This is a genomic window from Allobosea sp. BE125, from assembly GCF_031456075.1.
Classification (GTDB): domain Bacteria; phylum Pseudomonadota; class Alphaproteobacteria; order Rhizobiales; family Beijerinckiaceae; genus Allobosea.
Genome location: NZ_JAVDTY010000010.1, coordinates 41,589 through 62,099 on the forward strand (window position 1 = coordinate 41,589; position 20,511 = coordinate 62,099).

The 20,511-nt window shown below is 66.8% G+C and carries 21 protein-coding genes and 1 pseudogene; 2 read left to right on the forward strand and 20 right to left on the reverse strand.

The window, feature by feature from the left end:
- Positions 1 to 48: 48 nt before the first annotated feature.
- From J2Y55_RS20965 to J2Y55_RS20975, 3 genes are all read right to left on the reverse strand, one after another.
- A complete protein-coding gene (locus J2Y55_RS20965; RefSeq protein WP_310157596.1) occupies positions 49 to 678 on the reverse strand; it encodes an NAD-dependent epimerase/dehydratase family protein in 630 nt (209 codons plus the stop codon).
- Between the two features lie 27 nt (positions 679 to 705).
- Positions 706 to 1,362 (reverse strand): SDR family oxidoreductase, encoded by a 657-nt coding sequence (locus J2Y55_RS20970; protein WP_310157598.1) that lies wholly within the window; start codon positions 1,360 to 1,362, stop codon positions 706 to 708.
- 92 nt (positions 1,363 to 1,454) lie between these two features.
- Positions 1,455 to 1,835, reverse strand: a complete 381-nt coding sequence (locus tag J2Y55_RS20975) for a nuclear transport factor 2 family protein (protein WP_310157600.1) — start codon at positions 1,833 to 1,835, stop codon at positions 1,455 to 1,457.
- A 97-nt stretch (positions 1,836 to 1,932) separates the two neighbouring features.
- Here J2Y55_RS20975 and J2Y55_RS20980 point away from each other — a divergent pair.
- Positions 1,933 to 2,085 (forward strand): annotated as a pseudogene (locus tag J2Y55_RS20980) (cupin domain-containing protein); the annotation flags it as partial.
- A 45-nt stretch (positions 2,086 to 2,130) separates the two neighbouring features.
- On the opposite strand, the gene J2Y55_RS20985 reads toward J2Y55_RS20980, so the two are convergent.
- The 5 genes from J2Y55_RS20985 to J2Y55_RS21005 all read right to left on the reverse strand — a co-directional run bounded on the left by J2Y55_RS20985 (position 2,131) and on the right by J2Y55_RS21005 (position 6,699).
- Positions 2,131 to 2,835: a ribonuclease activity regulator RraA gene (locus J2Y55_RS20985; RefSeq protein ID WP_310157603.1), complete on the reverse strand. Its 705-nt coding sequence runs from the start codon at positions 2,833 to 2,835 to the stop codon at positions 2,131 to 2,133.
- Positions 2,836 to 2,871: 36 nt separating this feature from the next.
- A complete protein-coding gene (locus tag J2Y55_RS20990) occupies positions 2,872 to 3,657 on the reverse strand; it encodes an SDR family oxidoreductase (protein WP_310157605.1) in 786 nt (261 codons plus the stop codon).
- Positions 3,658 to 3,685: 28 nt separating this feature from the next.
- Positions 3,686 to 4,930, reverse strand: coding sequence for a pyridoxal phosphate-dependent aminotransferase (locus J2Y55_RS20995; RefSeq protein WP_404979004.1), 1,245 nt, complete (start codon positions 4,928 to 4,930; stop codon positions 3,686 to 3,688).
- Positions 4,931 to 5,099: 169 nt separating this feature from the next.
- Complete coding sequence (gene cnbZ / locus J2Y55_RS21000) at positions 5,100 to 5,879, reverse strand: 2-amino-5-chloromuconate deaminase CnbZ (protein ID WP_310157607.1); 780 nt, start codon at positions 5,877 to 5,879, stop codon at positions 5,100 to 5,102.
- Between the two features lie 31 nt (positions 5,880 to 5,910).
- Complete coding sequence (locus tag J2Y55_RS21005) at positions 5,911 to 6,699, reverse strand: SDR family NAD(P)-dependent oxidoreductase (protein WP_310157609.1); 789 nt, start codon at positions 6,697 to 6,699, stop codon at positions 5,911 to 5,913.
- A 145-nt stretch (positions 6,700 to 6,844) separates the two neighbouring features.
- Here J2Y55_RS21005 and J2Y55_RS21010 point away from each other — a divergent pair, with 145 nt between their 5' ends.
- Positions 6,845 to 7,741, forward strand: coding sequence for a LysR family transcriptional regulator (locus tag J2Y55_RS21010; RefSeq protein ID WP_310157612.1), 897 nt, complete (start codon positions 6,845 to 6,847; stop codon positions 7,739 to 7,741).
- 97 nt (positions 7,742 to 7,838) lie between these two features.
- On the opposite strand, the gene J2Y55_RS21015 is transcribed toward J2Y55_RS21010, so the two are convergent.
- The 12 genes from J2Y55_RS21015 to J2Y55_RS21070 all read right to left on the reverse strand — a co-directional run bounded on the left by J2Y55_RS21015 (position 7,839) and on the right by J2Y55_RS21070 (position 20,493).
- Positions 7,839 to 9,770: a methyl-accepting chemotaxis protein gene (locus tag J2Y55_RS21015; protein ID WP_310157614.1), complete on the reverse strand. Its 1,932-nt coding sequence runs from the start codon at positions 9,768 to 9,770 to the stop codon at positions 7,839 to 7,841.
- Positions 9,771 to 9,786: 16 nt separating this feature from the next.
- Complete coding sequence (locus tag J2Y55_RS21020) at positions 9,787 to 10,812, reverse strand: 5-oxoprolinase subunit C family protein (protein ID WP_310157616.1); 1,026 nt, start codon at positions 10,810 to 10,812, stop codon at positions 9,787 to 9,789.
- A complete protein-coding gene (locus tag J2Y55_RS21025) occupies positions 10,809 to 11,567 on the reverse strand; it encodes a 5-oxoprolinase subunit B family protein (protein ID WP_310157618.1) in 759 nt (252 codons plus the stop codon). Before J2Y55_RS21025 ends, J2Y55_RS21020 begins: the two co-directional genes overlap by 4 nt.
- The gene (locus J2Y55_RS21030) at positions 11,564 to 12,322 is read right to left on the reverse strand and encodes a LamB/YcsF family protein (protein WP_310157619.1); all 759 of its coding nucleotides are present in this window, start codon (positions 12,320 to 12,322) and stop codon (positions 11,564 to 11,566) included. Before J2Y55_RS21030 ends, J2Y55_RS21025 begins: the two co-directional genes overlap by 4 nt.
- 198 nt (positions 12,323 to 12,520) lie before the next feature.
- Positions 12,521 to 13,228 (reverse strand): ABC transporter ATP-binding protein, encoded by a 708-nt coding sequence (locus tag J2Y55_RS21035; RefSeq protein ID WP_404978991.1) that lies wholly within the window; start codon positions 13,226 to 13,228, stop codon positions 12,521 to 12,523.
- Positions 13,218 to 13,952: an ABC transporter ATP-binding protein gene (locus J2Y55_RS21040; RefSeq protein ID WP_310157622.1), complete on the reverse strand. Its 735-nt coding sequence runs from the start codon at positions 13,950 to 13,952 to the stop codon at positions 13,218 to 13,220. Before J2Y55_RS21040 ends, J2Y55_RS21035 begins: the two co-directional genes overlap by 11 nt.
- On the reverse strand, positions 13,949 to 14,959 hold the full coding sequence (locus J2Y55_RS21045; protein ID WP_310157625.1) for a branched-chain amino acid ABC transporter permease: 1,011 nt from the start codon (positions 14,957 to 14,959) through the stop codon (positions 13,949 to 13,951). Before J2Y55_RS21045 ends, J2Y55_RS21040 begins: the two co-directional genes overlap by 4 nt.
- 2 nt (positions 14,960 to 14,961) lie before the next feature.
- Positions 14,962 to 15,840 carry a branched-chain amino acid ABC transporter permease gene (locus J2Y55_RS21050; protein ID WP_310157627.1) on the reverse strand — a complete coding sequence of 293 codons (879 nt, stop codon included), beginning with the start codon at positions 15,838 to 15,840 and terminating at the stop codon, positions 14,962 to 14,964.
- Positions 15,841 to 15,866: 26 nt separating this feature from the next.
- The gene (locus J2Y55_RS21055) at positions 15,867 to 17,126 is read right to left on the reverse strand and encodes an ABC transporter substrate-binding protein (protein WP_310157629.1); all 1,260 of its coding nucleotides are present in this window, start codon (positions 17,124 to 17,126) and stop codon (positions 15,867 to 15,869) included.
- A gap of 67 nt (positions 17,127 to 17,193) precedes the next feature.
- Complete coding sequence (locus J2Y55_RS21060; RefSeq protein ID WP_310158044.1) at positions 17,194 to 18,009, reverse strand: putative hydro-lyase; 816 nt, start codon at positions 18,007 to 18,009, stop codon at positions 17,194 to 17,196.
- 381 nt (positions 18,010 to 18,390) lie between these two features.
- Positions 18,391 to 19,293, reverse strand: a complete 903-nt coding sequence (locus J2Y55_RS21065) for a LysR family transcriptional regulator (protein WP_310157631.1) — start codon at positions 19,291 to 19,293, stop codon at positions 18,391 to 18,393.
- Between the two features lie 132 nt (positions 19,294 to 19,425).
- Positions 19,426 to 20,493, reverse strand: coding sequence for a glutamate cyclase domain-containing protein (locus tag J2Y55_RS21070; protein WP_310157633.1), 1,068 nt, complete (start codon positions 20,491 to 20,493; stop codon positions 19,426 to 19,428).
- Positions 20,494 to 20,511 lie beyond the last annotated feature (18 nt).

The window sequence follows — 20,511 nt, forward strand, 5'->3', positions numbered from 1 at the left end:
GCGGTCCTTCAAGGAGACCCAAGCGAAGCCCTGACCGCATCCGCGCCGTCAGATCAACGCCTCCGAAGCGACGATGTGCACGCCGCTCGCCCCAGTTACGGCTGCGGCGACCATAGCGGCAGCGATGCGCTCGGCAGGGTTGATACGCCAGCGCCGCGGCAGGGCTGGGCCGAGCAGGCGCAGGACGAACGACGCCAAGCGTTCGCCTGTGCGGAACTCTTGCCGGTTCCCCCCAATCAGACCCGGCCGCACATAGGTCAATGAGCGAAAGCCTAGGGCGGCGAGATCGCGCTCTACCTCTCCCTTCACCCGGTTGTAGAAGAAGTGCGAGGCGATGTCGGCGCCGATCGCGGAGTTCAGAACGAAGGTCGGCGTGCCACGCGTCCGGGCGAGGCGGGCGGCGGCGAGCGGGTAATCATGATCGACGCGATAGAAGGCCTCGCGCGAACCAGCCGTCCGCAAGGTGGTACCAAGCGCGCAGACGACGGCATCCACAGTCCACCAGGGCGCCTCTTCCGGCAAGACGTCGAAATCGACAACCGGCGCGAGCAGCTTGGAATGCACGGGCAGCGCACGCCGAACCGGCGCGACCACCTGATCGATGCGGTCATCGGCCAAGGCCAGCCGCAAGACATGACTGCCAACCAGGCCGCTTGCGCCCACCACGAGCAGTCTCATGCCGATCCACTTTCCATGCGACCTGCCTTATCGACGCGCGAGCCGCTCGATCGCCTTGCCGATCGGCGTCTCGCCGGCGGTCAGCTCGATGATGATCCGACTAACCGTGGGCTGCTCGATGATCTGGACGAGCGTTGCGGCGACATCATCGCGGGGAACCTCGCCATAGGGAATAGCCAAATCGGCGCTGACCTTGCCGGTGCCGGGAACATCGGACAGCGTTCCCGGCCGCACGATCACCCAGTCGAGATCCGTCGCGACCAGATGCGCGTCGGCGAGCCTCTTGACGCGGATGTAGTTCTCGAAACCCTCCGAGCGCTTCTCGTCGCGCAAGGCGTCGGGGAACGCTGAAACGAGCAGAAACCTCGTAATGCCGGCGATCTGCGCCGCCGCGGCCGCGAGTTCCAGCCCACGACCATCGATCGCATTGGTCACTTCCATGCCGGCGCCGCCGGCGCCAGCCGAGAAGACGACGACGTCACTGCCCTTCATCAAACCCGCGAGTTCGTCCGCCATCAGCTTGGTAAGGTCACCCGCGACGGCTGTCGCGCCGAGTCCGGCGAGCTCGCTCGCCTGTTCGGGCTTGCGGTGCAGGGCGACCGGGTGGTGGCCGCGCTGCGCCAATTGGCGGGACAAGCGGCGCGCAACCTTACCGGCCGCTCCGATGATGAAGACCTTGGCCATGACACTCTCCTCGATTTTTTGCAGCCCGATGCCGGGCCGGCTTCCCTCTGGTCGGCAGGCATCTTTGAAATGCAGGCGTCCGCGGGGGCGCCTCAGGCGCTTGGATGAGTGTGGTAGATCTTGCTGACGATGGTCCATTTGCCGTCGACCTTCAGCAGGTTGAAGAAGTCGGTGAAGCGGTAACCGGAGATGTTGTCGGTATCGATCCGGGCGTTGGCGGCCGTGCCGACGATGTCGATGCGGACGATGGCCGCCTTGGCCTCGGGCGACGGTCGGAAGGCGCTGTCGATCGTATCGAACAACCCCTGGATCGGGCCACCGGAGAGTTTACCGTCCTCGATGCCGAAGATCGTCGCCTTGTCGCTGAAGGCCGGCTTCATCACGGCGCTGTCGGCTTTCTTGCCGCCTTCATTGTACTGGCTCAGCACCGCGACGATGGCATTGTACTCATCGACATAGGTCGGATTGGTCATCATAGTTCCTTTCGTGAAGGGATGGTTGCCCCGGCCTCGCCAGGAAAAATCGCGCCGTCAGGCGGCAACTCGCCGGGCGGGGGACACAGGTCCCAACTGCCGCAGCATGTCCGGCCTCTCCGTCGTGATCGAGGAGAGCGGCGAAGCTCACACGGTCAAGGCAGGCGACAGCTTCGTCCTGCGCGCCGGCTTCAAGGGCACTTGGGAAGTGATCGAGACGACCCGCAAGGACTATGTGATCCGGACTTGAGGCAGCATGGCGGGCGGCGACCGGCGCCGCCCTTCGTGCGGCGGCTCAGCCCTTGGTCTTGCTGGCCTCGTAGCGGGCCTTGTTCTCGGCGTTGGGCGGATAGAGCCCCGGCAGAGCGGCGCCGGCCTCGACCTCCTGCATGATCCAGGCTTCGAGCCGCTCCTGTTCGGGCGCTGCTTCGAGCACGGCGTCGATCAGAGCGGCGGGGATCAGGACCGCGCCATCGTCATCGGCGACGATGATGTCGTCGGGATAGACGGCGACGCCGCCGCAGGCGATCGGCTCCTGCCAGTTGACGAAGGTCAGGCCCGCGACCGAAGGCGGTGCGGCGGCGCCCTGGCACCAGACCGGCAGGCCGGTGCCGAGCACGCCGGCGACATCGCGCACGACGCCGTCGGTGATCAGCGCGGCGACGCCCTTCTTGGCCATGCGCGCGCAGAGGATGTCGCCGAAGATGCCGGCATCGGTGACGCCCATGGCGTCGACCACGGCGATGCAGCCATCCGGCATCGCCTCGATCGCGGCGCGGGTCGATTTCGGCGAGGACCAGGATTCCGGCGTGGCGAGATCCTCGCGGGCGGGCACGAAGCGCAAGGTGAAGGCACGCCCGACGAGGCGCGGCTGGCCTGGCTTCAGCGGCTTCGTTCCGCGCAGCCAGACATTGCGCAAGCCCTTCTTGAGCAGGATCGTCGTCAGGGTTGCCGTCGTCACCTTGGACAGGACATCGACGATATTTGCATCGGTGGTCATCGGAAGTTCTCGCTGCTGAAGGATGGGAAGGAACGATCAGATGCTGGCTATCAGGCCGCCGTCGACGCGGATGACGCTGCCGGTCAGGTAGGCGGCGCGTTCGCTCGCCAGGAAAGCGACGACATCGCCATACTCCTCCGGCCGGCCATAGCGACCGAGCGCAATCGCGCCAGTGCTCTCCGCCGCGACGGCTTCGACGCTGCGGTTCTCGCGCTCGGCCTTCTGCTCATCGAGGAAGCTGATGCGCGACGTCGCGATCCGGCCGGGCAGCACGATATTGGCGGTGACGCCGTCGGAGCCGACCTCCCGCGCCAGCGTCTTCGACCAGCCGACAAGCGACAGCCGCAAGGCGTTCGAGATGCCGAGGTTGGGGATGGGCGCCACCACACCCGAGGAGGTCGAGGTGATGATCCGGCCCCATTTGCGCTCGCGCATGCCGGGCAGGACCCGGTCGGTCAGCGCGATCACCGAAAGCACCATGGCCTGGAAATGCTTCGCCCAGAGTTCGCTCGGTTGGCCGGAGGCGGGCGTCGGTGGCGGGCCGCCGGTGTTGTTGACGAGGATGTCGACCGGTCCGATCTCGGCCTCGATGGTCGCGATACGGCCCTCGATGATCGAGAGATCGGCGAGGTCCCAGGCCAACGCCAGGGCCGTACCGCCTTCGGCCCGGATCTCGCCGGCCGTGCGCTCGAGCGCCGCCGGATCGATGTCGCCGAGCGAGAGGCGCGCACCCTCGCGCGCTAGCGCCTTTGCGATGGCGCCGCCTAGCCCGCCGCCGGCGCCCAGCACCAGTGCGGTCTTTCCCTTGATGCCGAGATCCATCGGTATTCTCCTGTACTTGCGATCAACTTCAGCCGAGCCGGCTGCAGGCATCGGCGATGCGCTCGCAGGCGGAACTCAGGCGCTCGGTGGCCGTGGCGAAGGAGATCCGGAAGAACGGGGCAAGCCCGAAAGCCGAGCCTGGCACGACAGCGACATTGGCCTCCTCGAGCAGGAAGGTGGCAAAGTCGACATCCGTCTCGATCTTTCGTCCATCCGGTCGCATGCGCCCGATCAGGCCGGCACAGGACGGGAACAGGTAGAATGCGCCGTCCGGCGCGCGGCAGCTCAAGCCCGGGATATCGTTGAAGGCCGCGAGGCAAAGGTCGCGACGCTGCTGGAACACCGCATTGCGCTCGGCCAGGAAGTCGAGTGGACCGCTCAGGGCCGCGACGGCGGCGGCCTGAGACACCGAGCTTGGATTGGTCGTGCTCTGCGACTGGATCGTCGCCATGGCCTTGATCAACTGCGTCGGGCCGCCGGCATAGCCGATGCGCCAGCCGGTCATCGCATAGGCCTTCGACACGCCGTTGCAGGTCAGCACGCGGTCGAACAAGGCCGGCTCGACGGCAGCGATAGTGGCGAATTCCCAACCGTCATAGCGCAGGTGCTCGTACATATCGTCGGTGAGAACCATCATCTGCGGATGGTCGAGCAGGACGTCGGCGAGCGCGCGCAGCTCGGCGGCCGAATAACCGGAACCGGTCGGGTTGCTTGGCGAGTTCAGCACCAGCCATTTGGTGCGTGGGGTGATCGCCGAACGCAGCGTCTCGGAGGTCAGCTTGAAACCGTCGGCCTCGCCGCAGGCCACCGTGACAGGCTTGCCGCCAGCAAGCCGGACCATGTCGGGATAGGAGACCCAGTACGGTGCCGGGATGATGACCTCGTCGCCCTCGTCGAGCGTGGCGCAGAGCGCGTTGTAGAGGACCTGCTTGCCGCCGGTGCCGACGCTGATCTGCGACGGCTCGTAGCGCAGGCCGTTCTCGCGCTCGAACTTGGCGATGATCGCGCGCTTCAGCTCGGGCGTCCCGTCCACATCGGTGTATTTCGTCTGCCCCGCGTCGATGGCGGCCTTGGCCGCCTCCTTGACGTGGGCGGGCGTGTCGAAATCCGGCTCGCCCTGTGAGAGGCCGATCACGTCCTTGCCCTGGCGGCGCAGTTCGTTGGCGAGTTGCGTGATCGCGATCGTCGGCGAGGGCTGGACCGCCGACATGCGCCGCGCGAGCCGAACGCCCAGCCCCAGTGCGGGCGGGAATGTTGCAGTGACGCCGTGCATCGTACCGCTCTCCATCAGCGTGCGCGCCATACCGTCAGCCAGATCGGCGCGGCGCCACATGTCGTATTTGCTGACAGCATGCGCCCTTTCTGTCGAAAGGGAATGCGGGTTTCATCGATTTCGAAAGACAGGAAAACTATCAATACCAACGCGGCGCAGCCCATAGCCTCTAGCGATTGGGCAGGCTGAGTTCCTGCCGGATCGCGCGCGCCTCAAGCTCGACCTCGCCACCGGCGATCGGCGGGCGCGCTCGGTAGACCAGCACGCCACGGCGGATCGGCTCGCCGAGTGCGCCGAGCAGGGCCGGCCCCCACAGCTCCGGGATCTCGTGCGCATGGAAGAGCGCGATGCGCGTGGTTTCGCTCCAGGAATGCCCGAGCTTCGCCAGCGTCGTGCCGACCGTGTCGATGGTGAAGCGGGTGCGGCGCTGCATCGCGGCCGGGCTCGTATCGCCCTCGGCAATGATTTTGCCGTCCGCCCCGATATCGGCCTGGCCGGACAGCAGGAAGGTGGTCGCCTTCACCGTCCTGGGAACCGTATAGCTGAAAGCACACATCGCGGTCGCAACCGGTGGATGAAGATCGAGCGCGATATTCGAGCGGCAGACCAAGCTATAGTCGCCGAAGACCAGGCCCCATTCGCGCAGCTTTGCGAGGTAGGGTACGTTGAAGCTCGACCATTTGTCGAAAGTCAGCGGCTCCGGCACCCGCAGCTCGATGCCGCAGAAGGCCTGGACCGGCCGGCCGATGCTCTTCAGGTAGCTTTCGATGAAGCCATAGGCCTCTCCGAGCGGAGCCCAGCTCTGGAGCTCGGCGCGCACAACCTCATATCCCTGATCGGGAACGATGCCGGAGCAATAGGCCGCACCGCTCGGCAGGATGGCGTAGTTGCCGGCAATGTTGGCGAGCAGCCCGTCGGAACGGGTCGTGATCTGCGGCGTGTCGGTCATGGCACTCTCCCTGATGGCGTCTTGAGGCGGCCTAGAATTCGTCGAGCCCCGGCGGGTCGAACCAGTTGGTCAGCGACAGACCGCCATCGACGACAAAGGCCGAGCCCGTGACATAGGCGGATAAGCGGTTTGACAGGACCGCGAGCGCCATCGGCGCGAGATCCTCGCTGCGTCCGAGCCGCCCAAGGGGAATATGCCGCGTCAGCGACGGATCGGCCACGAATCCTCCAGCCGCGATAGCTCCCGGCACCAGTGCGTTGACCCTGATGCCGAAGCGGCCCAGCGTCTTGGCAAGTTCCTTGACCAGCATGGCCAGCGCCGCCTTCGAGGTACTGTAGTGCGGCAGGTTGCGCGGCGTGGCGGCATGGAGCGAGGTCAGCAGCAGGAACGAGCCCGGCTTGCGCTCCGCGATCAATGAGCGCGCGATCTCGCGCGCAAGGTGGAAGCCGGCATCCACGTTCACGGCGCGCATGTATGCCCAGCTATCATCCGACACCGCCAGCGCGTGATCCGCCTCACGCCGCGGCGGCGCGGCGCTATGGACGAAATGGCTGACGGTTCCGAGCGCGGTGCGGGCATGGGCGAGCAGCGCATCACAGCCCTCGCGGATGGCGAGGTCACCGACCCACGGCACGGCCAGTTCCGGCCGGGACGAGCCAGCGATCGCAGCCTCGACTTTATCCTTACTCAGATCGGCGAACACGGTGCGTACGCCTTCCGCGACCAAGGCCCGCGCGATGGCGCGGCCAATGCCGTTGCCGGCACCGGTCACGAGCGCGGTGTCGTGCTTGGGATCGAAAGGGCGATCGAAAATGCTCATATCGCTACATCCTGATGAGGAGCTGCCGCCACGACGCCCAATTGGCTAATTCGTCACCCGCGGCACTGCAGCACATGATCATTGACGCCGCCGCGCTGCGAGGGAATATGTGTTTTCCTGCCTTCGACATTCAGGGAAACTGATAGTGGAGACGCGCTTTCTCCAAACCTTCCTGAGCGTCGTGCAGACCGGTTCGCTCTCAGAGGCGGCAAGGCGGCTCAACATCACGCCGTCGGCAGTCATCCAGCGAATCAAAGCGCTGGAAGACGAGATTGGACGGCCGCTCATCCAGCGTTCCGGTCATACGATGCAGCCGACACCGGCCGGAGCCGCCATCCTCGCTGAGGTCGAGCGCATGCTCGCCGTCGCCGACGACATCAAGGCTGCCGCTGCAGCCGACCTTGAAACCGGCTTGCTACGTATCGGCGTGATCAACTCCGCCCTGACCGGCCTGCTTCCCGATCTGCTCGTGCAGTTGCGGCAGAACCGGCCCGGGATCGAACTCTACATCCTGCCGGGAATGTCCGGGGATCTCTATTCCTGCATCACCGACGGCGAGCTCGACGCGGCAATCATGGTGCAGCCTCACTTCGCGCTCCCCAAGGCCCTGGACTGGCTCCTGTTGCGCCAGGAGGAGCTACTGGTCATCACGCCGCTGAGCGTTACCGAAACCGACACGTGCGCGATCCTGAAGCGCCAGCCCTTTATCCGCTATGATCGCAACCACTGGGGTGGTCGCATCGTCGATCTGCACCTGCGCAAGCTGAAGATCCGGCCGCGCGAGCAATATGAACTCGATTCGCTCGAAGCGATCACAGTCCTGGTCAGCCGCGGCCTCGGCGTTTCGCTCGTGCCGGACTGGCTGCCACCCTGGCCAGAAGGCGCCAATGTGCGCCGGATCAGGGCGAGCGGCGCGCCGACGCGCGATGTCGGTATCCTCTGGTCGCGAAGCTCGAAGCGGCTGCCGTTGATCCGCGCCTTCATGGCCGAGGCGGTCAACGCGATCCGCCTGAAGCATTCCCCGGGCATACGGTCTGCATAGGGATAGCCGCAGCCGGCACTACGGCCGCGGGACGGCCGCGATGCCGGGCCGGCATGGCTGAATGCAGGGTCGCCGGGTCGTTCCTGGCGATATTGGGTCACACGGTCCTGCCGACCGAATAGGCCAGCGTCGGCATGGATGGCCGCGGCGCCCTGGCGAGCGGCGGTGCGTCGGCGAGAACGAAGGTCGCGACCAGCTCGTCCAACCGGCCGATCTGCTCAGTCAGCACGGAGGCCGAGCCGGCATTCTTGTCGGCCAGCGCGACGTTCTGTTGCGTCATGGCGTCCATATGGGTAACGGCCTGGTTCATCTCCTCGATGCCGTGGGCCTGTTCGCTCGAAGCCGTCGAGATTTCCGATACGGTCTCGGCGACCTGCTTCGAAGCGACGACGATCTGCTCCAGCGCCGAACCGGCCGAGCGAACAAGGCTGGAGCCCTGCACGACCTCCTGCGTCGCCGCCGCGATCAGCTTGTTGATCTCCTGCGAAGCGCTTCCGGAGCGCTGGGCGAGGATCCTGACCTCGCCGGCGACGACGGCGAAGCCCTTGCCGGCATCGCCGGCGCGCGCCGCCTCCACGGCCGCGTTCAGCGCCAGGAGATTGGTCTGGAAGGCTATATCGTCGATCAACCGGCTGATCTTCGAGATCTCGCGGCTGGTCTCCTCGATGCGTTCCATGGCCGAGATCGCCTCGCGGACGATCGAGCCGCCCTGCGCCGCCACCGCTGCCGCATCGCTGGCGGCGAGTGCGACGGTGGCGGCAAACTGGGCGCTGATCTTGACCGACGCGGCCAATTCGTCAGTGGTGGCGGCCGTCTGTTCGAGCGAGGCTGCCTGTTCCTCGGCCCTGTGCGAAAGATCATCGGCGCCCGAGCGTATATCGTTGGCAGCCGAGGAGACTTGCGCCGCCGAGGACTGGATGCCGGAGACCACCTGAGACAGATGCGCGATCATGTCGCCGACGGAGCGGTTGAGCTCGGCGAAACGTCCCTGGTAGCGGCCCGTCACGGAGCGGGTCAGATCGCCCTGGGCGATTGCCGCCAGCACCTGTGAGAACTCGGTCGTCGCCAGATCGACGACCGCATTGATCTCGTTGATGCCGTTGACCAGCTTCTGCATCTCGGCGTCGGCATGCTCGATCCTCAACCGCGCGCTGAAATCGCCCGCCGCAGCGGCCGCGACGACGGCACCGACATCGTTCACCACCGCGATCATCGATTCCGCCCGGGCGGCGCGCTCGGCGGCGGCGGCACGCTCCTGCGTCTCGAGCGCCCTGATCCGGATGAGGTTGTCGCGGAAGACCTCGAGCGCGGCCGCCATCTCGCCGATCTCGTCCTTGCGCTCGCGTGCCGGAATGTTGGTTTCGAGCCGGCCCTCCGAGATCTCGCCCATTGCCTGCGTGATCTCGCGGACCGGCCGGGCGATCGAACGGCCGACGATGAAGGCAACGCCGCAGCCGATCAGGAAGACGATAGCGACGAGGACGAGTGCGGTTCGCCCGGCCTGGACCATCACCGCCTCGATCTCGGGACCGGCCACCGCCGCCTTGCTCTCCAGCGCGGCCGCCGCCTGCTTGATCGCGGTCGAACTGTCCTCACCGAGCTTGAGCAGCGCCTGCGAGGCATCGGCCTGCAGCCCCGTCGCCTTCAGGCCGGTCACTAGCTTGAGATAAGCTGCGACCTGGTCGTCGAGCGTTCCGATCAGGGCCTCGACGCCGTCGCGAGCGGCCGCTTTCGCCGCCATGATGCTGTCCAGGCCCGCCTTGGCCGCGGCCTCCGCCTCATCGAGCTTGGAGGGATCGAGGGACAGGCCGAAGGCCTCGCCGGCGAGGCGTGCATCGGCGAAGCTCGCCTGCGCCTTGGCTAGCCCGGCCGCGACGCTCGTGATGGAGCGATATTGCCCGTAGAGCGCCAGCGAACCCCGCGCAGAGGAGATAGCGAGCCAGCCCAGTAGCGCCGACATGGCGACCACGGACAGGAAGCCGATGGCGATCCTGGTCTGAAGGCTGATGGTGTATCCCGCTTTGCGCATGCCGGTTCCGTGGCTGTCAGGTCGGTTGATGGGCGTTGACCCAGCCATCGACGAGATTGAGGCCGAGCAGGAATTCAGAGCTGAAACGCCTCCGGATCAGCGGCTCGACCGGGATTGTCGCAGAAAGGAAAACCTGTTCCGCGGCCCGTGCCGCCACCGCCTCGGCATGGGTAACGACGTGGAAACGGAGCGAGGTCCCGGGCCGCGCCTGCGCGAGCCGGCCGAGATCGGGGCCGATGATCGTCGCGATCTTGGGATAGCCGCCGGTCGGTTGGCGGTCGGCCATCAGCACGATCGGCTGACCTTCGCCCGGCACCTGGATCGCGCCCATGACAATGCCGTCGGAGACGATGTTGAAGCCTTGTGCATGAGTGAGCGTCGGCCCTTCGAGGAAGCAGGCCATGCGGTCACCTCGCGCCGAAATCCGCCAGGGGCCGGCGAGGAAGGCGGCGATCTGGTCCGGCGCGAAATAATCGTCCTGCGGCCCCAGGATGACGCGGATCACCTCCGCCGGCCGGTCGAGCATCGGTGCGACGATCAGGCCGGCCTCGACACCGTCATCGGCGTTCGCCGCGATAGCGATCCTGTCGCCGGCCGCGAGCGCCCGGCCGCCCAGGCCGCCCAGGCTGGAGCGGATATGGGTCGCGGCGGAGCCCAGAGCCTTCGGCACGTCGAGGCCGCCCGTCACGGCGAGATAGCACCAGCTGCCCGCCTGTCCGGCGCGCAGCTTGAGCTTGGCACCGGGCTCGACGAGCGCGACCGTCGCGGGCGGCAGTGCTTGTCCGTCCAGCGCAATCGCGAATTCTCCGCCCGCGACGGCGACCGCCACGGGGGCGCCCTCGGCGGTGACCTCGATGCCGCCGAGCGAGACTTCGATTGCGGCGGCATTGGTGGGGTTTCCAAGCGCGCGGTTGGCAACCGCATGGGCGAAGGGGTCCATCGGGCCCGCGCCGGTGACGCCATAGCGCAGATAGCCGTGGCGGCCGCCATCCTGGATGGTGGCGCCGGGGCCGGCCGAGAGCAGGCGCAGCGCCGCGGTCATGGCGTGATCCTCCGGGCCACGACCTCGCCCGCCTGGACCCGTGCCTCGAGCGCCGCGAAGGTCGCGGCGTCGACAGGCTCGAAACGCAGATCGTCGCCGGGCTCCATCAGGAACGCCTCGGGCCGCTCCGGCGCATAGAGCCGCTCGGGCGTGCGCCCGACGACATACCAGCCGGTCGGCATGGCGAAGGTCGCGATGGCGCTGAGGCCGCCGCCGACGAGCACGGCGCCGGCCGCATGCGGCGGGCGCGGCTTGCTGCGCCGCGACACCGCGATGTCCTCGCCGAGGCCGCCGAGATAGGTGAAGCCGGGAGCAAAGCCATACATGTAGACGCGATAGGTCGCCGCCACATGGCTGGTCACGATCTGCCCGGGCGAAAGGCTCATCGCCCCGGCCATCTCCGCGAGGTCCTCGCCATGGGGCGGCTCGTAGCAGCAGGGGATGGTCCAGAGGTTGGCGATGCGCGTCCCGGCTACAGGGGCTGACAGCCGCGCCGTCACCGCCTCGACCAGCGCCTGGCGGGCGATCCGCAGCGGATCGTAATGGATCATGAGCGAGCGATAGGTCGGCACGAGCTCGCGGACGCCGGCGGGCAGGTCGGCGCTCAAGACGGCGTCGAGCGCGAGCACGCGGTCGTTGATCGCGGGATCGACCACGCGGCCGAACTCGACGACCAGCGCCGCCTCGCCGGCGTCGAGGAAGCGTGGCTGCACCTCGCCGGGATCGTCTTCCTGGTCGGGACCGTCTTGGCTCATCGGAAGGCGGACAGGCGCAGGCCGGCCTGCTCCAGGGCCTGGCGCACGCGCCTCGCCGTGGCGACGGCATGGTCGGAATCGCCATGGACGCAGATCGAGTGGATCTGCGTCGGCAGGCGCTTGCCGGAAGCGGTGATGATCACGCCCTCGGTGACCATCTCGACCATCCGGCCGGCGGCTTCATCGGCATCCGTGATCAATGCGCCGGGCTTGTCGCGGGCGATGAGCTGGCCCTCGTCGGTGTAGCCGCGATCGGCGAAGATCTCCTGATGGACGGCAAGCCCGGCAGCCTCACCGGCAGCGACCTGCTCGGTCAGGGCGATGGCGAGCATGGCGAGACCGGAATCGACCGCCTTGACCGCGCGCGCGATCGCATCCGCCACGCCGCGATCCTCGGCGGCGATGTTGCCGAGCGCGCCATGGGGTTTGACATAGCTGATGCGGTGGCCGGCATAGGCGGCGAGCGCCGCTGCCGCGCCCACCTGATAGGCGACGAGGCGCTCGATCTCGCCCGTCGAGAACGGAATGCGGCGGCGGCCGAAGCCCCAGAGATCGGGAAAGCCGGGATGGGCGCCGACCGCGACGCCGCGCTCGCGGGCGACGGTGAAGGCGCGCGCCATGATCTCCGGATCGCCGGCATGCAGGCCGCAGGCGACATTGGCGGAGGTGACGACAGCTAGCATCGCCTCGTCATCGCCGCAGCGATAAGCGCCGAAGCCTTCGCCGAGATCGGAATTCAGATCGATCGAGAGCATCACATCTCCTCGCTCTTTCCGGCAGTTTGGCCGCGCGCTGGTCCGGGGGAACGCGGGCGCGCGGCCAAGCGCCTAAAGCAGTTTCCGATCCGATTGGATCGTTCGACCGCTCCAGCTCTTTGTTTTAACGCGTTTTCTCCGCGCAAACGCTTCGCGTTTGTCGCGGGGGAACCGGTGTCCACTTCGCTCAACAACGCTCTAGATGCCGAGATAGGCCTTGCGGATGTCGGGGTTGTCGCGCACCTCGGCCGCCGTGCCGGAGAGGATGACCCGTCCGGTCTGCAAGACATAGGCACGGTCGGCGATCTCCAGGCTCTCGGCCAGGCGCTGTTCGACGAGCAGGACGGTGACGCCGGCCTTGCGGATGGCCAGCACCGCCTCGAAGATCTCGTCGACGAGCTTGGGCATGATGCCCTGCGAGGGCTCGTCGAGCATCAGGATGCGCGGCCGCGTCATCAAGGCCCGCCCGATGGCGAGCATCTGCTGCTCGCCGCCCGAGAGGGTGGAGGCCCGCTGCGGCAGGCGCTCCTTCAGGCGCGGAAAGAGCGTGAAGACCTGCTCCATGGGCTGCTCCCGGTCGGGACGCTTGCGATGCAGATAGCTGCCGAGCCGGAGATTGTCGGAGACCGACAGGCGCGGGAACAGGCGCCGGTTCTCGGGCACATAGGCGACGCCGCGCGCGGTGATCTCGTGTCCGGGCAGGCCGCTGATGCGCTCGCCGTCGAAGCTGACCTCGCCGGAGCGCGGCCGTTCCATGCCCGAGATGCTCTTGAGCAGCGTCGATTTGCCGGCCCCGTTGGCGCCGGCGACGACCACGATCTCGCCCTCGGCTACGGAGATCGAGATCTCCGAGATGGCGATCAGGCCGTCATAGGCCGTGGTCAGGGAGGAGACTTCAAGCAGCACGGTGTCTCTCCCCCAGATAGGCGGTGATGACGGCGTCGTTGCGGACGACGTCATGCGGCCTGCCCTCGGCGAGGACCGTGCCGAGATTGAGCACCACGGCCCTGTCGACCAGCGGCATGACGATCTCCATGACGTGCTCGACCATGACCACGGTGACGCCCTGGTCGCGGACCTTGCGGACGAGCTCGACGCCGAGCCGCGCCTCGCTCGGCGTCAGGCCGGTCATGACCTCGTCGAGCAGCAGGAGTTTGGGCTTGGTCGCGAGCGCTCGCGCGACTTCGAGGCGGCGTTTTTCGGGTGGGGTCAGGTCGCCTGCCGAGGCCCCGGCGCGATGGGCGAGGGCGGCGAACTCCAGCGTCTCATAGGCGATGTCGCGGGCCGCGGCCGCACTCCGCGCCCGGACGAAGCCGCCGACCATGACATTGTCCAGCACGCTCATCGAGTCGAAGGAGCGCGGGACCTGGAAGGTGCGGGCGATGCCGCGCTGGCAGCGGAGCGGGGCGGAGAGGGTGGTGATGTCCTCGCCCTCGAACATGATGCGCCCCTCATTCGGCGCGAAGGTCCCGGCGACGAGGTTGAACAGGGTCGACTTGCCGGCGCCGTTGGGGCCGATCAATCCGAGGATCTCGCCGCGCCGGACGGTGATCGAGACATTCGCATTGGCGACGAGGCCGCCGAAGCGCCGTGTCACGTTGTCGACGCTGAGCAGAGTGTCGGTGCTCATGAACGCGCCTCCCGCTTCGGCTTGCGCTGGAACAGGCTGAGGATGCCCTCGGGCCTGGCCAGCGAGACGACCATGATCAGGCCGCCATAGATGATGAGGTCGATGCCCGAGCCGGAACCGCCGAGATAGGAGCGCGTGATTTCGGTGAGCGGGATCAGGATGGCGGCGCCCACGAAGGGCCCCCACAGCGTGCCGATGCCGCCGAGCACGGCAGGCAAGGCGAAGAGCAGCGAGAAGCGGAAGCTCATCACGCTTTCCGGGTCGATATAGGCCAGGAAGCTCGCATAGAAGCTGCCGCCGACCGCGGTGAAGAAGGCGGAGACGGCAGCCGCCGCCATCTTGGAGTGGAAGATCTCGACGCCGAGGCTTTCGGCCGCCTCGGGGTTGTCCTTGACGGCGCGCCACCAATAGCCCCAGCGCGAGCCTTCGATCAGGAAGGTGACGAACCAGGTGACGGCCAGCAGGCCGAGGGAGAGATGGACGTAAGGCACCTTGTCGCGGGCGAATTGCAGCGTCCACCAGCTGTCGGAGCCGAACGGCCACTGGATGCCGAGCGCGCCGCCGACGAAGTCCCAGTTATGGATGAGCAGCAAACCGATCTCGGCAATGACGATGGTCGCGATCGAGAAATAATGGCCCTTGAGCCGGAAGCAGGGATAGCCGAGCAGGAGTGCGACTGCCGCCGAGAGCACGCCGCCGACCAGCATGCCGCCCCAGGGCACGACGCCATAGGTGACGAACAGGACCGAGGTGGCGTAGGCGCCGATGCCGAAATAGAGCGCGTGGCCGAGCGAGATCTGGCCGCAATAGCCGCCCAGGATGTTCCAGCTCTGCGACACGGCGGCATAGAGCAGGGTCAGGATCAGGACGTTCTGGAGATAGACGTCGCGGACGAGGAAGGGCGAGGCCGCGACGGCCGCGAAGACGAGGGCAGCTGTGAGGAGCTGCTTGCGCCGCTGCGGCAGCATGCCGGCCGTGCGGGGAGGGGAAAGCGCGTCTGCTGTCATGGTCAGAGCTTTCCGAAAAGGCCGCTCGGCCGCACGAAGACGACGCCGAGATACAGCATGTAGATGCCCAGCGACTTCATCGCCGGCGGCAGGATGGCGGCGGTCAGGGCCTCGACGAAGCCGACGATGATACCGGCGACCAGCGCGCCGAAAACGCTGCCGAAGCCGCCGAGTGCAACCGTGACATAGGCGATCAGGCCGAAGGTCGCGCCGACCTGCGGGTGGATGTAGTAGAAGATCGCGAGTACCGCGCCGGCCAGGCCGACGAGCGCGGCCCCTAACCCCCAGCCCAGCGTGAAGACGCGGTTGCGGTCGATGCCGACCAGCGCGACCGCGCCCTGGTCTTCGCGGGTCGCCTCGAGCGCCTTGCCGAAATCGGTGCGCGACATCAGGAGATAGAGGCCGCCGAAGGCCGCAATCGAGACCAGCCCGCCGAAGATCTGCGGCAAGGGCAGGAAGACGCCGCCGAGTTCGAGCGTCTTGCCGCCCAGCCAGGAGTTGCCGATGCTGCGGTAGTCGGGCGTCAGAAAATACTGCGCGGCGCCCTGCAGCAGGGTGGCAAGACCGAAGGTCGCGAAGATCTGCACCATGCCCTGATTGGCCTTGGCCCGCATCGCGAAGCGCACCACCCCGAGATAGACCACTGCGCCAACGCCGAAGAGCACGGCGACGACGATGGGCATGACCAGGATGGGATCGAGGGAGGTCAGGAACACCAACCCGAAAGCCACGTACATCGCCGTCATCAGGAACTCGCCATGGGCGAAGTTCACGACATCCATCAGGCCGAAAATGAGCGAGAGGCCCACTGCGATCAGGGCGTAGATGAGCCCCATCAGCAGGCCGCTCGCAAGCACTTGAGCCAGTGCTTGCGCCGTCATGTGAATTTCCTTCCGCCTGTGGAGCGTCAGCCGTTCATCGGCCAGATCGCACCGGCGATCGCGACGTCGGTCGGGAAGATCGTGACGAACTTGCCCTCGACATATTGCAGGAGGACGGGGCTCGCATCGGGGTTCTGGCCGTCGGCGCCATAGCGCACGCGCGCCCAGGGCATGATCGTGCTGGTGCCGGGGATATCGGTCGCGGCCAGCGCGTCGCGCACCTTGGCGCCGTCGGTCGTGCCGGCGCGGTTGATCGCCTCCGCCAGCAGCAGCAGGCCCATGAACTGGCGCGAGCTGTTGTCGTTGAAGTCGCGGGTCGAGCGCGCCTTGAACATGTCGTTCACCGTGGTGATGAACGGGCGCTTGGCCGCCAGATCGAGCGAGAAGCTGGCGCGGGTGATCGCGCCGCGCAGCTTGTCGCCGACCGCGTCATAGGTGACCTGCTCCGAGAAGCCGCTCGCCTGGGCGACCAGGTTCTTGGGCTTGTAGCCGAGCTCGGCCGTCGTCTTGACGAGCAGCATCGCGTCCGTGGTGTAGGAGGACGGCATCAGCACGTCGGGATCGGCGGATTTGAGCTGCTGGACCTCGGCGGTCAGCGAGGGCGAATTGGTGCGGTATTTGACGTCGGCTGCGATCTTGTAGCCGCGCTCGGTGGCGAGCTTGCGCTGGACGTTGGAAGAGTCGACGCCGAAGATCGTGTCCTCGAAGAAGAGCGCGACAGTGTCGATCTTCTTGCCCTTGGCCTTCTGCGCATCGAAGAAATCGAACATCGCGGCCGAGAACATCTCGTCCTGCGCGGCGGGGCGGAAGAAGAACTTCATGCCGCGGCGCTGCAGGCTGGGCGAGGAGGAATCGGCGCACAGGAACGGCACGCCGTAACGCTCGGTGACGGCGCTCACCGTGGCGGAAACAGAGGACTGGTAGCAGCCGATGATGGCGGAGACCTTCTCCTGGGTGATCAAGCGCTCGGCCTCGGCGCGGCCCTTCTGCGGGTCGGCCTGGTGGTCGGCGAAGACCAGCCGCAGCTTGGCGCCGCTGAGCGCCGAGAGCCCTGCGCCCTTGGCGCCGATCAGATCGAGCGCATGGTCGTTGTTGACGATGTCGAGCGCGGTTTCGAAGGCGTGCCTGGCGTCGATGCCAACCTGGGCGCTGGCGCCCGACATCGGATAGATCACGCCGATGACGACCTCGCGAGCCGCCTGGGCCTGGACTGCCCCGGCGAAGCCGGCCGCAGCGGCGAAGGACATGGCGGAGGCTCCGCCGAGCAGCAGTTCTCTACGATTCATGATGTAACCCCTCTTCGTGATGGATGGGCTCTTCGGCCCCTTGTTTGGATCTCTCGCAGTCTGGTCTTCAGATGATCGCGAACTCCGTGTTGCGGCGATCGGTCACCAGCATGCAGCCGGGCGCATGGGTGATGGCGAAGGACGGCTTGACCTCGGCGATGACCGATTGCGGCGTGACGCCGCAGGCCCAGAACACCGGGATCTCGTCGGGCAGGACCTCGACCGGGTCGCCATAATCGGGCTTCGACAGGTCGCGGATACCGATCTGCTCGGGATGCCCGATATGGACGGGCGCGCCATGCACGGCGGGGAAACGGGAGGTGATCTGGATGGCGCGGATCGCCTGGGCTGGCTTCAGCGGGCGCATCGAGACGACCATCGGCCCGGAGAAGCGGCCCGCAGGCGAGCAGGGAATGCTGGTGCGGAACATCGGTACGCGGATGCTGCGCTCGACATGGCGCAGCGGGATGCCTTCGTCGAGCAATGCCTCTTCGAAGGAGAGCGAGCAGCCGATGACGAAGGAGACGAGATCGTCGCGCCACCATTCGCTGACATTGCCGGTTTCCGCGACGAGCTCGCCGTCCTTCCAGACGCGGTAGCCGGGCAGATCGGTGCGGATATCGAGGTCGCGGCCGAGCACGGGAACCCTGGGGCTGCCGACATCGGAGACGCCGATGATCGGGCAGGGGCGCGGATTGGCCTGGCAGAAGCGCAGGAAATCGGCGGCGAGATCGGCGGGCAGGACGGCGAGATTGCCTTGGACGAAGCCCGGCGCCAGACCGGAGGTAGTGCCGGTCAGGGAGCCGTTGCGGCATGCCAGCCGGATCGCTTGCGCGGCGGCGGCGGAGCCCTGGGCGGTCGTGGCGGGAGTGATCTGATTCATCGTGCTCATGGTCCCTTCCTGCCGGTTGCTGTTCGATTGGCACATCGTTGCGTCAGCCCGTCCAATCTTGAATCGGGATCGACCGCGATAAGCTCCAATTATAGAAGCCCCGGCGAGCTGGGCGGCGCCCGCAAGGGTTTGAGAAACATCGCATAAAGGTCAGCGCGCCCTGGCGGGCGCACCGATCTGAACGGCAGCTGAGACAGGCTTAGTTTGACGAGCCCACACCAAATTGAAAGGCGTGTTTCCTCGCTTTCGATTTTAAGGGAATCTGCAAATGGAGGCGACGATCGCCGCAGCAGCGAAGAACGAAGCGATGCGCGGCGCCCCGCGGTAAAGGGCCGAGCAGTGCAGGCAAGCTGAGCCGGCGGGCGATCCCGATCAGGCGTCGGGCGCGGCCTCGAACTGGCGCGCGACCTCCTGGGCGAGCTCGGCCATGGGCTGGGCCAGTCCGCCCATCAGCGCCAGCGGGAAGGCGGCCGTGAAGACGAGGTCGGGCACGGTGAGCGAGGTCTGGACGATGCGCAGGCGTCCTTCCGACAGCTCCTTCTGGACGACGATGGGCGGAATCACGCTGAGCCCGATCCGGTCCAGCGTCATCCGGACGATGGTGGTGAGCGAGGAGTTCCCGAAGATGCGCGGCGGCGGCAGGCTCGGATCGTTCAGCGCCTCGCGCAGGCGGGGATAGGGCGATGTCGCCTTGGGATAGGTGATGATCGGGAAACTCCGGATCCGCGCGAGGCTCAGCGGCTCCTCGCCGATGTCGAGATCGGGAGAGGCGATGAAGGCGAGCGAATAGGCACATAACTCGCGATTGGCCATGGTCGCGTCGCCAAGCGGCCCGAGCAGGAAAGCGAGATCGAGCTCGCCGCGCCCAAGCAGGTCGCGCATGGTCGGGGAGACATCGACCGTGAGGTCGATGACGATGTTGGGATAGACGGCATGCGCCCGCTCCATGAAGCGGCTCAGCCAGGTCTGCGCGATCGTCTCCGAGACGCCCAGCCGCAGGATGCCTTTCATGGCAACGGTGGAGCCGACATCGGCGACCATTTCCGTGCGCAGCAGCAGGAAGCGCTCGGCATAGTCGACCAGCTTGCGGCCCTGATGCGTCAGGCTGATCGAGCGCGAATTGCGCTCGAACAATTTGACGCCGAACTCAGCCTCCAGCGCGGCGATCCTCTGGGAGACGGCGGGCTGCGTCGTGTTCGCCCGCTCGGCGGCCTTGCTGAAGCTGTTTAGCTCCGCGACCCAGTAGAACAGCTCGAGACTGCGAAAATCCGTCATGTTCGCTGCGCGTCTCCAGGCATCGAGGCAAAGCGGCCGAAACAGAGGGAAGCCGGATTGTCGACTGTCGCGGTCTTTTGGCTAGCACAAGCCGTGATGAGGGTCACGGAGACGGCCTGCGCGGCGCGCCTGCTACTTCACCTGCCGCCAGTCGCCGCGGTCGCCCTTCCAGTTGACGGAATGCCCGAGCGCCCTGAGTACGGAGGCCCGCAGCGTGCGCACCAGGCCCTCCCATTCCAGGGCGGAGATGCCGTCGACCGCCGGCTCTGGCGCCATGAACATGCCGTCCACGCCGCCGCCCGCGACGCATTGCTCGATGCAGCGCACCTCCAGCTCCGGCTCATGGAAGACGACTTCGTTCTGGAGCAGGGCTGTGAGCGCGGCGATGATGCCGGTCGCGCCCCAGTTCGAGACATTGGCGACGACGAGATGGCTGGCAGCGGTTGCCGCCGCCACGCCGCCGCGCCCCGGGATGCCACAATCGGCGGCCTTCGGGGAGAACCGCGGCAGGTCCTGCGCGATCACGCCCATGCCGAGCTCGTTGCCGCCGTCGCCGATACCGATGAAGGGCAGGCCGAGCTCCTTGCCGGTCCGAAAGAGATAGTCGAGATCGCCGACCATGTCGTCGAGCGGCCGGCCACCCAGACCGTGATAGAGCCCGTTGGCATTGCAGCCGGGACGCTCGATCGCGATCAGCAGGCTCGGCCGGGTCCGCTCCAGCAGGTCGTCGCTGACGGCGCGGCTGCCCTCGGCATCCTTGGGGATGGTGCGGATATAGACCGGGCGCAGGAAGGCGATCGGCTCGATGACGCCCGAAGCGGGGAAGGGCATGGGGGAGAGGCCGGCGCCGAGGCAGGTCTGGCGCATCATCGCCTCCCAATCCTCATCGACGACGATCACGCTCTCGACGCCGAGGCCGAGAAACAGCGCCCGGGCCAGCAACGCCGCGCCGACCGGGCCATCGGTCTCCGGCACGCCACCGCCTTCGGGAAAACCCGTCGCGATCAGAACGGGCCCACCCTTCTCCTTGATCGTGCGCAGGATGATCTCAGCCGCGCCCATGCAGATCGGCCCGGGCTGGCGCTGGCCCAGCGCCGCATGGATGTTCCCGATCAGGCCGACGCCTGTGAGGTCGATCGTCATGAACTGGTCGATGGTCGCGGCGATGCGGCCATAGAGCGGTGAATCACTTGAAAGCATGGGAAGTCCGGTTCTCTA

Bases quoted from the DNA above. Each gene is read 5' to 3' on its own strand.
- J2Y55_RS20965 (WP_310157596.1), bottom strand. From the start codon at position 678: ATGAGACTGCTCGTGGTGGGCGCAAGCGGCCTGGTTGGCAGTCATGTC.
- J2Y55_RS20970 (WP_310157598.1), bottom strand. From the start codon at position 1,362: ATGGCCAAGGTCTTCATCATCGGAGCGGCCGGTAAGGTTGCGCGCCGC.
- J2Y55_RS20975 (WP_310157600.1), bottom strand. From the start codon at position 1,835: ATGACCAATCCGACCTATGTCGATGAGTACAATGCCATCGTCGCGGTG.
- J2Y55_RS20985 (WP_310157603.1), bottom strand. From the start codon at position 2,835: ATGACCACCGATGCAAATATCGTCGATGTCCTGTCCAAGGTGACGACG.
- J2Y55_RS20990 (WP_310157605.1), bottom strand. From the start codon at position 3,657: ATGGATCTCGGCATCAAGGGAAAGACCGCACTGGTGCTGGGCGCCGGC.
- J2Y55_RS20995 (WP_404979004.1), bottom strand. From the start codon at position 4,930: ATGCACGGCGTCACTGCAACATTCCCGCCCGCACTGGGGCTGGGCGTT.
- cnbZ (WP_310157607.1), bottom strand. From the start codon at position 5,879: ATGACCGACACGCCGCAGATCACGACCCGTTCCGACGGGCTGCTCGCC.
- J2Y55_RS21005 (WP_310157609.1), bottom strand. From the start codon at position 6,699: ATGAGCATTTTCGATCGCCCTTTCGATCCCAAGCACGACACCGCGCTC.
- J2Y55_RS21015 (WP_310157614.1), bottom strand. From the start codon at position 9,770: ATGCGCAAAGCGGGATACACCATCAGCCTTCAGACCAGGATCGCCATC.
- J2Y55_RS21020 (WP_310157616.1), bottom strand. From the start codon at position 10,812: ATGACCGCGGCGCTGCGCCTGCTCTCGGCCGGCCCCGGCGCCACCATC.
- J2Y55_RS21025 (WP_310157618.1), bottom strand. From the start codon at position 11,567: ATGAGCCAAGACGGTCCCGACCAGGAAGACGATCCCGGCGAGGTGCAG.
- J2Y55_RS21030 (WP_310157619.1), bottom strand. From the start codon at position 12,322: ATGCTCTCGATCGATCTGAATTCCGATCTCGGCGAAGGCTTCGGCGCT.
- J2Y55_RS21040 (WP_310157622.1), bottom strand. From the start codon at position 13,952: ATGAGCACCGACACTCTGCTCAGCGTCGACAACGTGACACGGCGCTTC.
- J2Y55_RS21045 (WP_310157625.1), bottom strand. From the start codon at position 14,959: ATGACAGCAGACGCGCTTTCCCCTCCCCGCACGGCCGGCATGCTGCCG.
- J2Y55_RS21050 (WP_310157627.1), bottom strand. From the start codon at position 15,840: ATGACGGCGCAAGCACTGGCTCAAGTGCTTGCGAGCGGCCTGCTGATG.
- J2Y55_RS21055 (WP_310157629.1), bottom strand. From the start codon at position 17,126: ATGAATCGTAGAGAACTGCTGCTCGGCGGAGCCTCCGCCATGTCCTTC.
- J2Y55_RS21060 (WP_310158044.1), bottom strand. From the start codon at position 18,009: ATGAATCAGATCACTCCCGCCACGACCGCCCAGGGCTCCGCCGCCGCC.
- J2Y55_RS21065 (WP_310157631.1), bottom strand. From the start codon at position 19,293: ATGACGGATTTTCGCAGTCTCGAGCTGTTCTACTGGGTCGCGGAGCTA.
- J2Y55_RS21070 (WP_310157633.1), bottom strand. From the start codon at position 20,493: ATGCTTTCAAGTGATTCACCGCTCTATGGCCGCATCGCCGCGACCATC.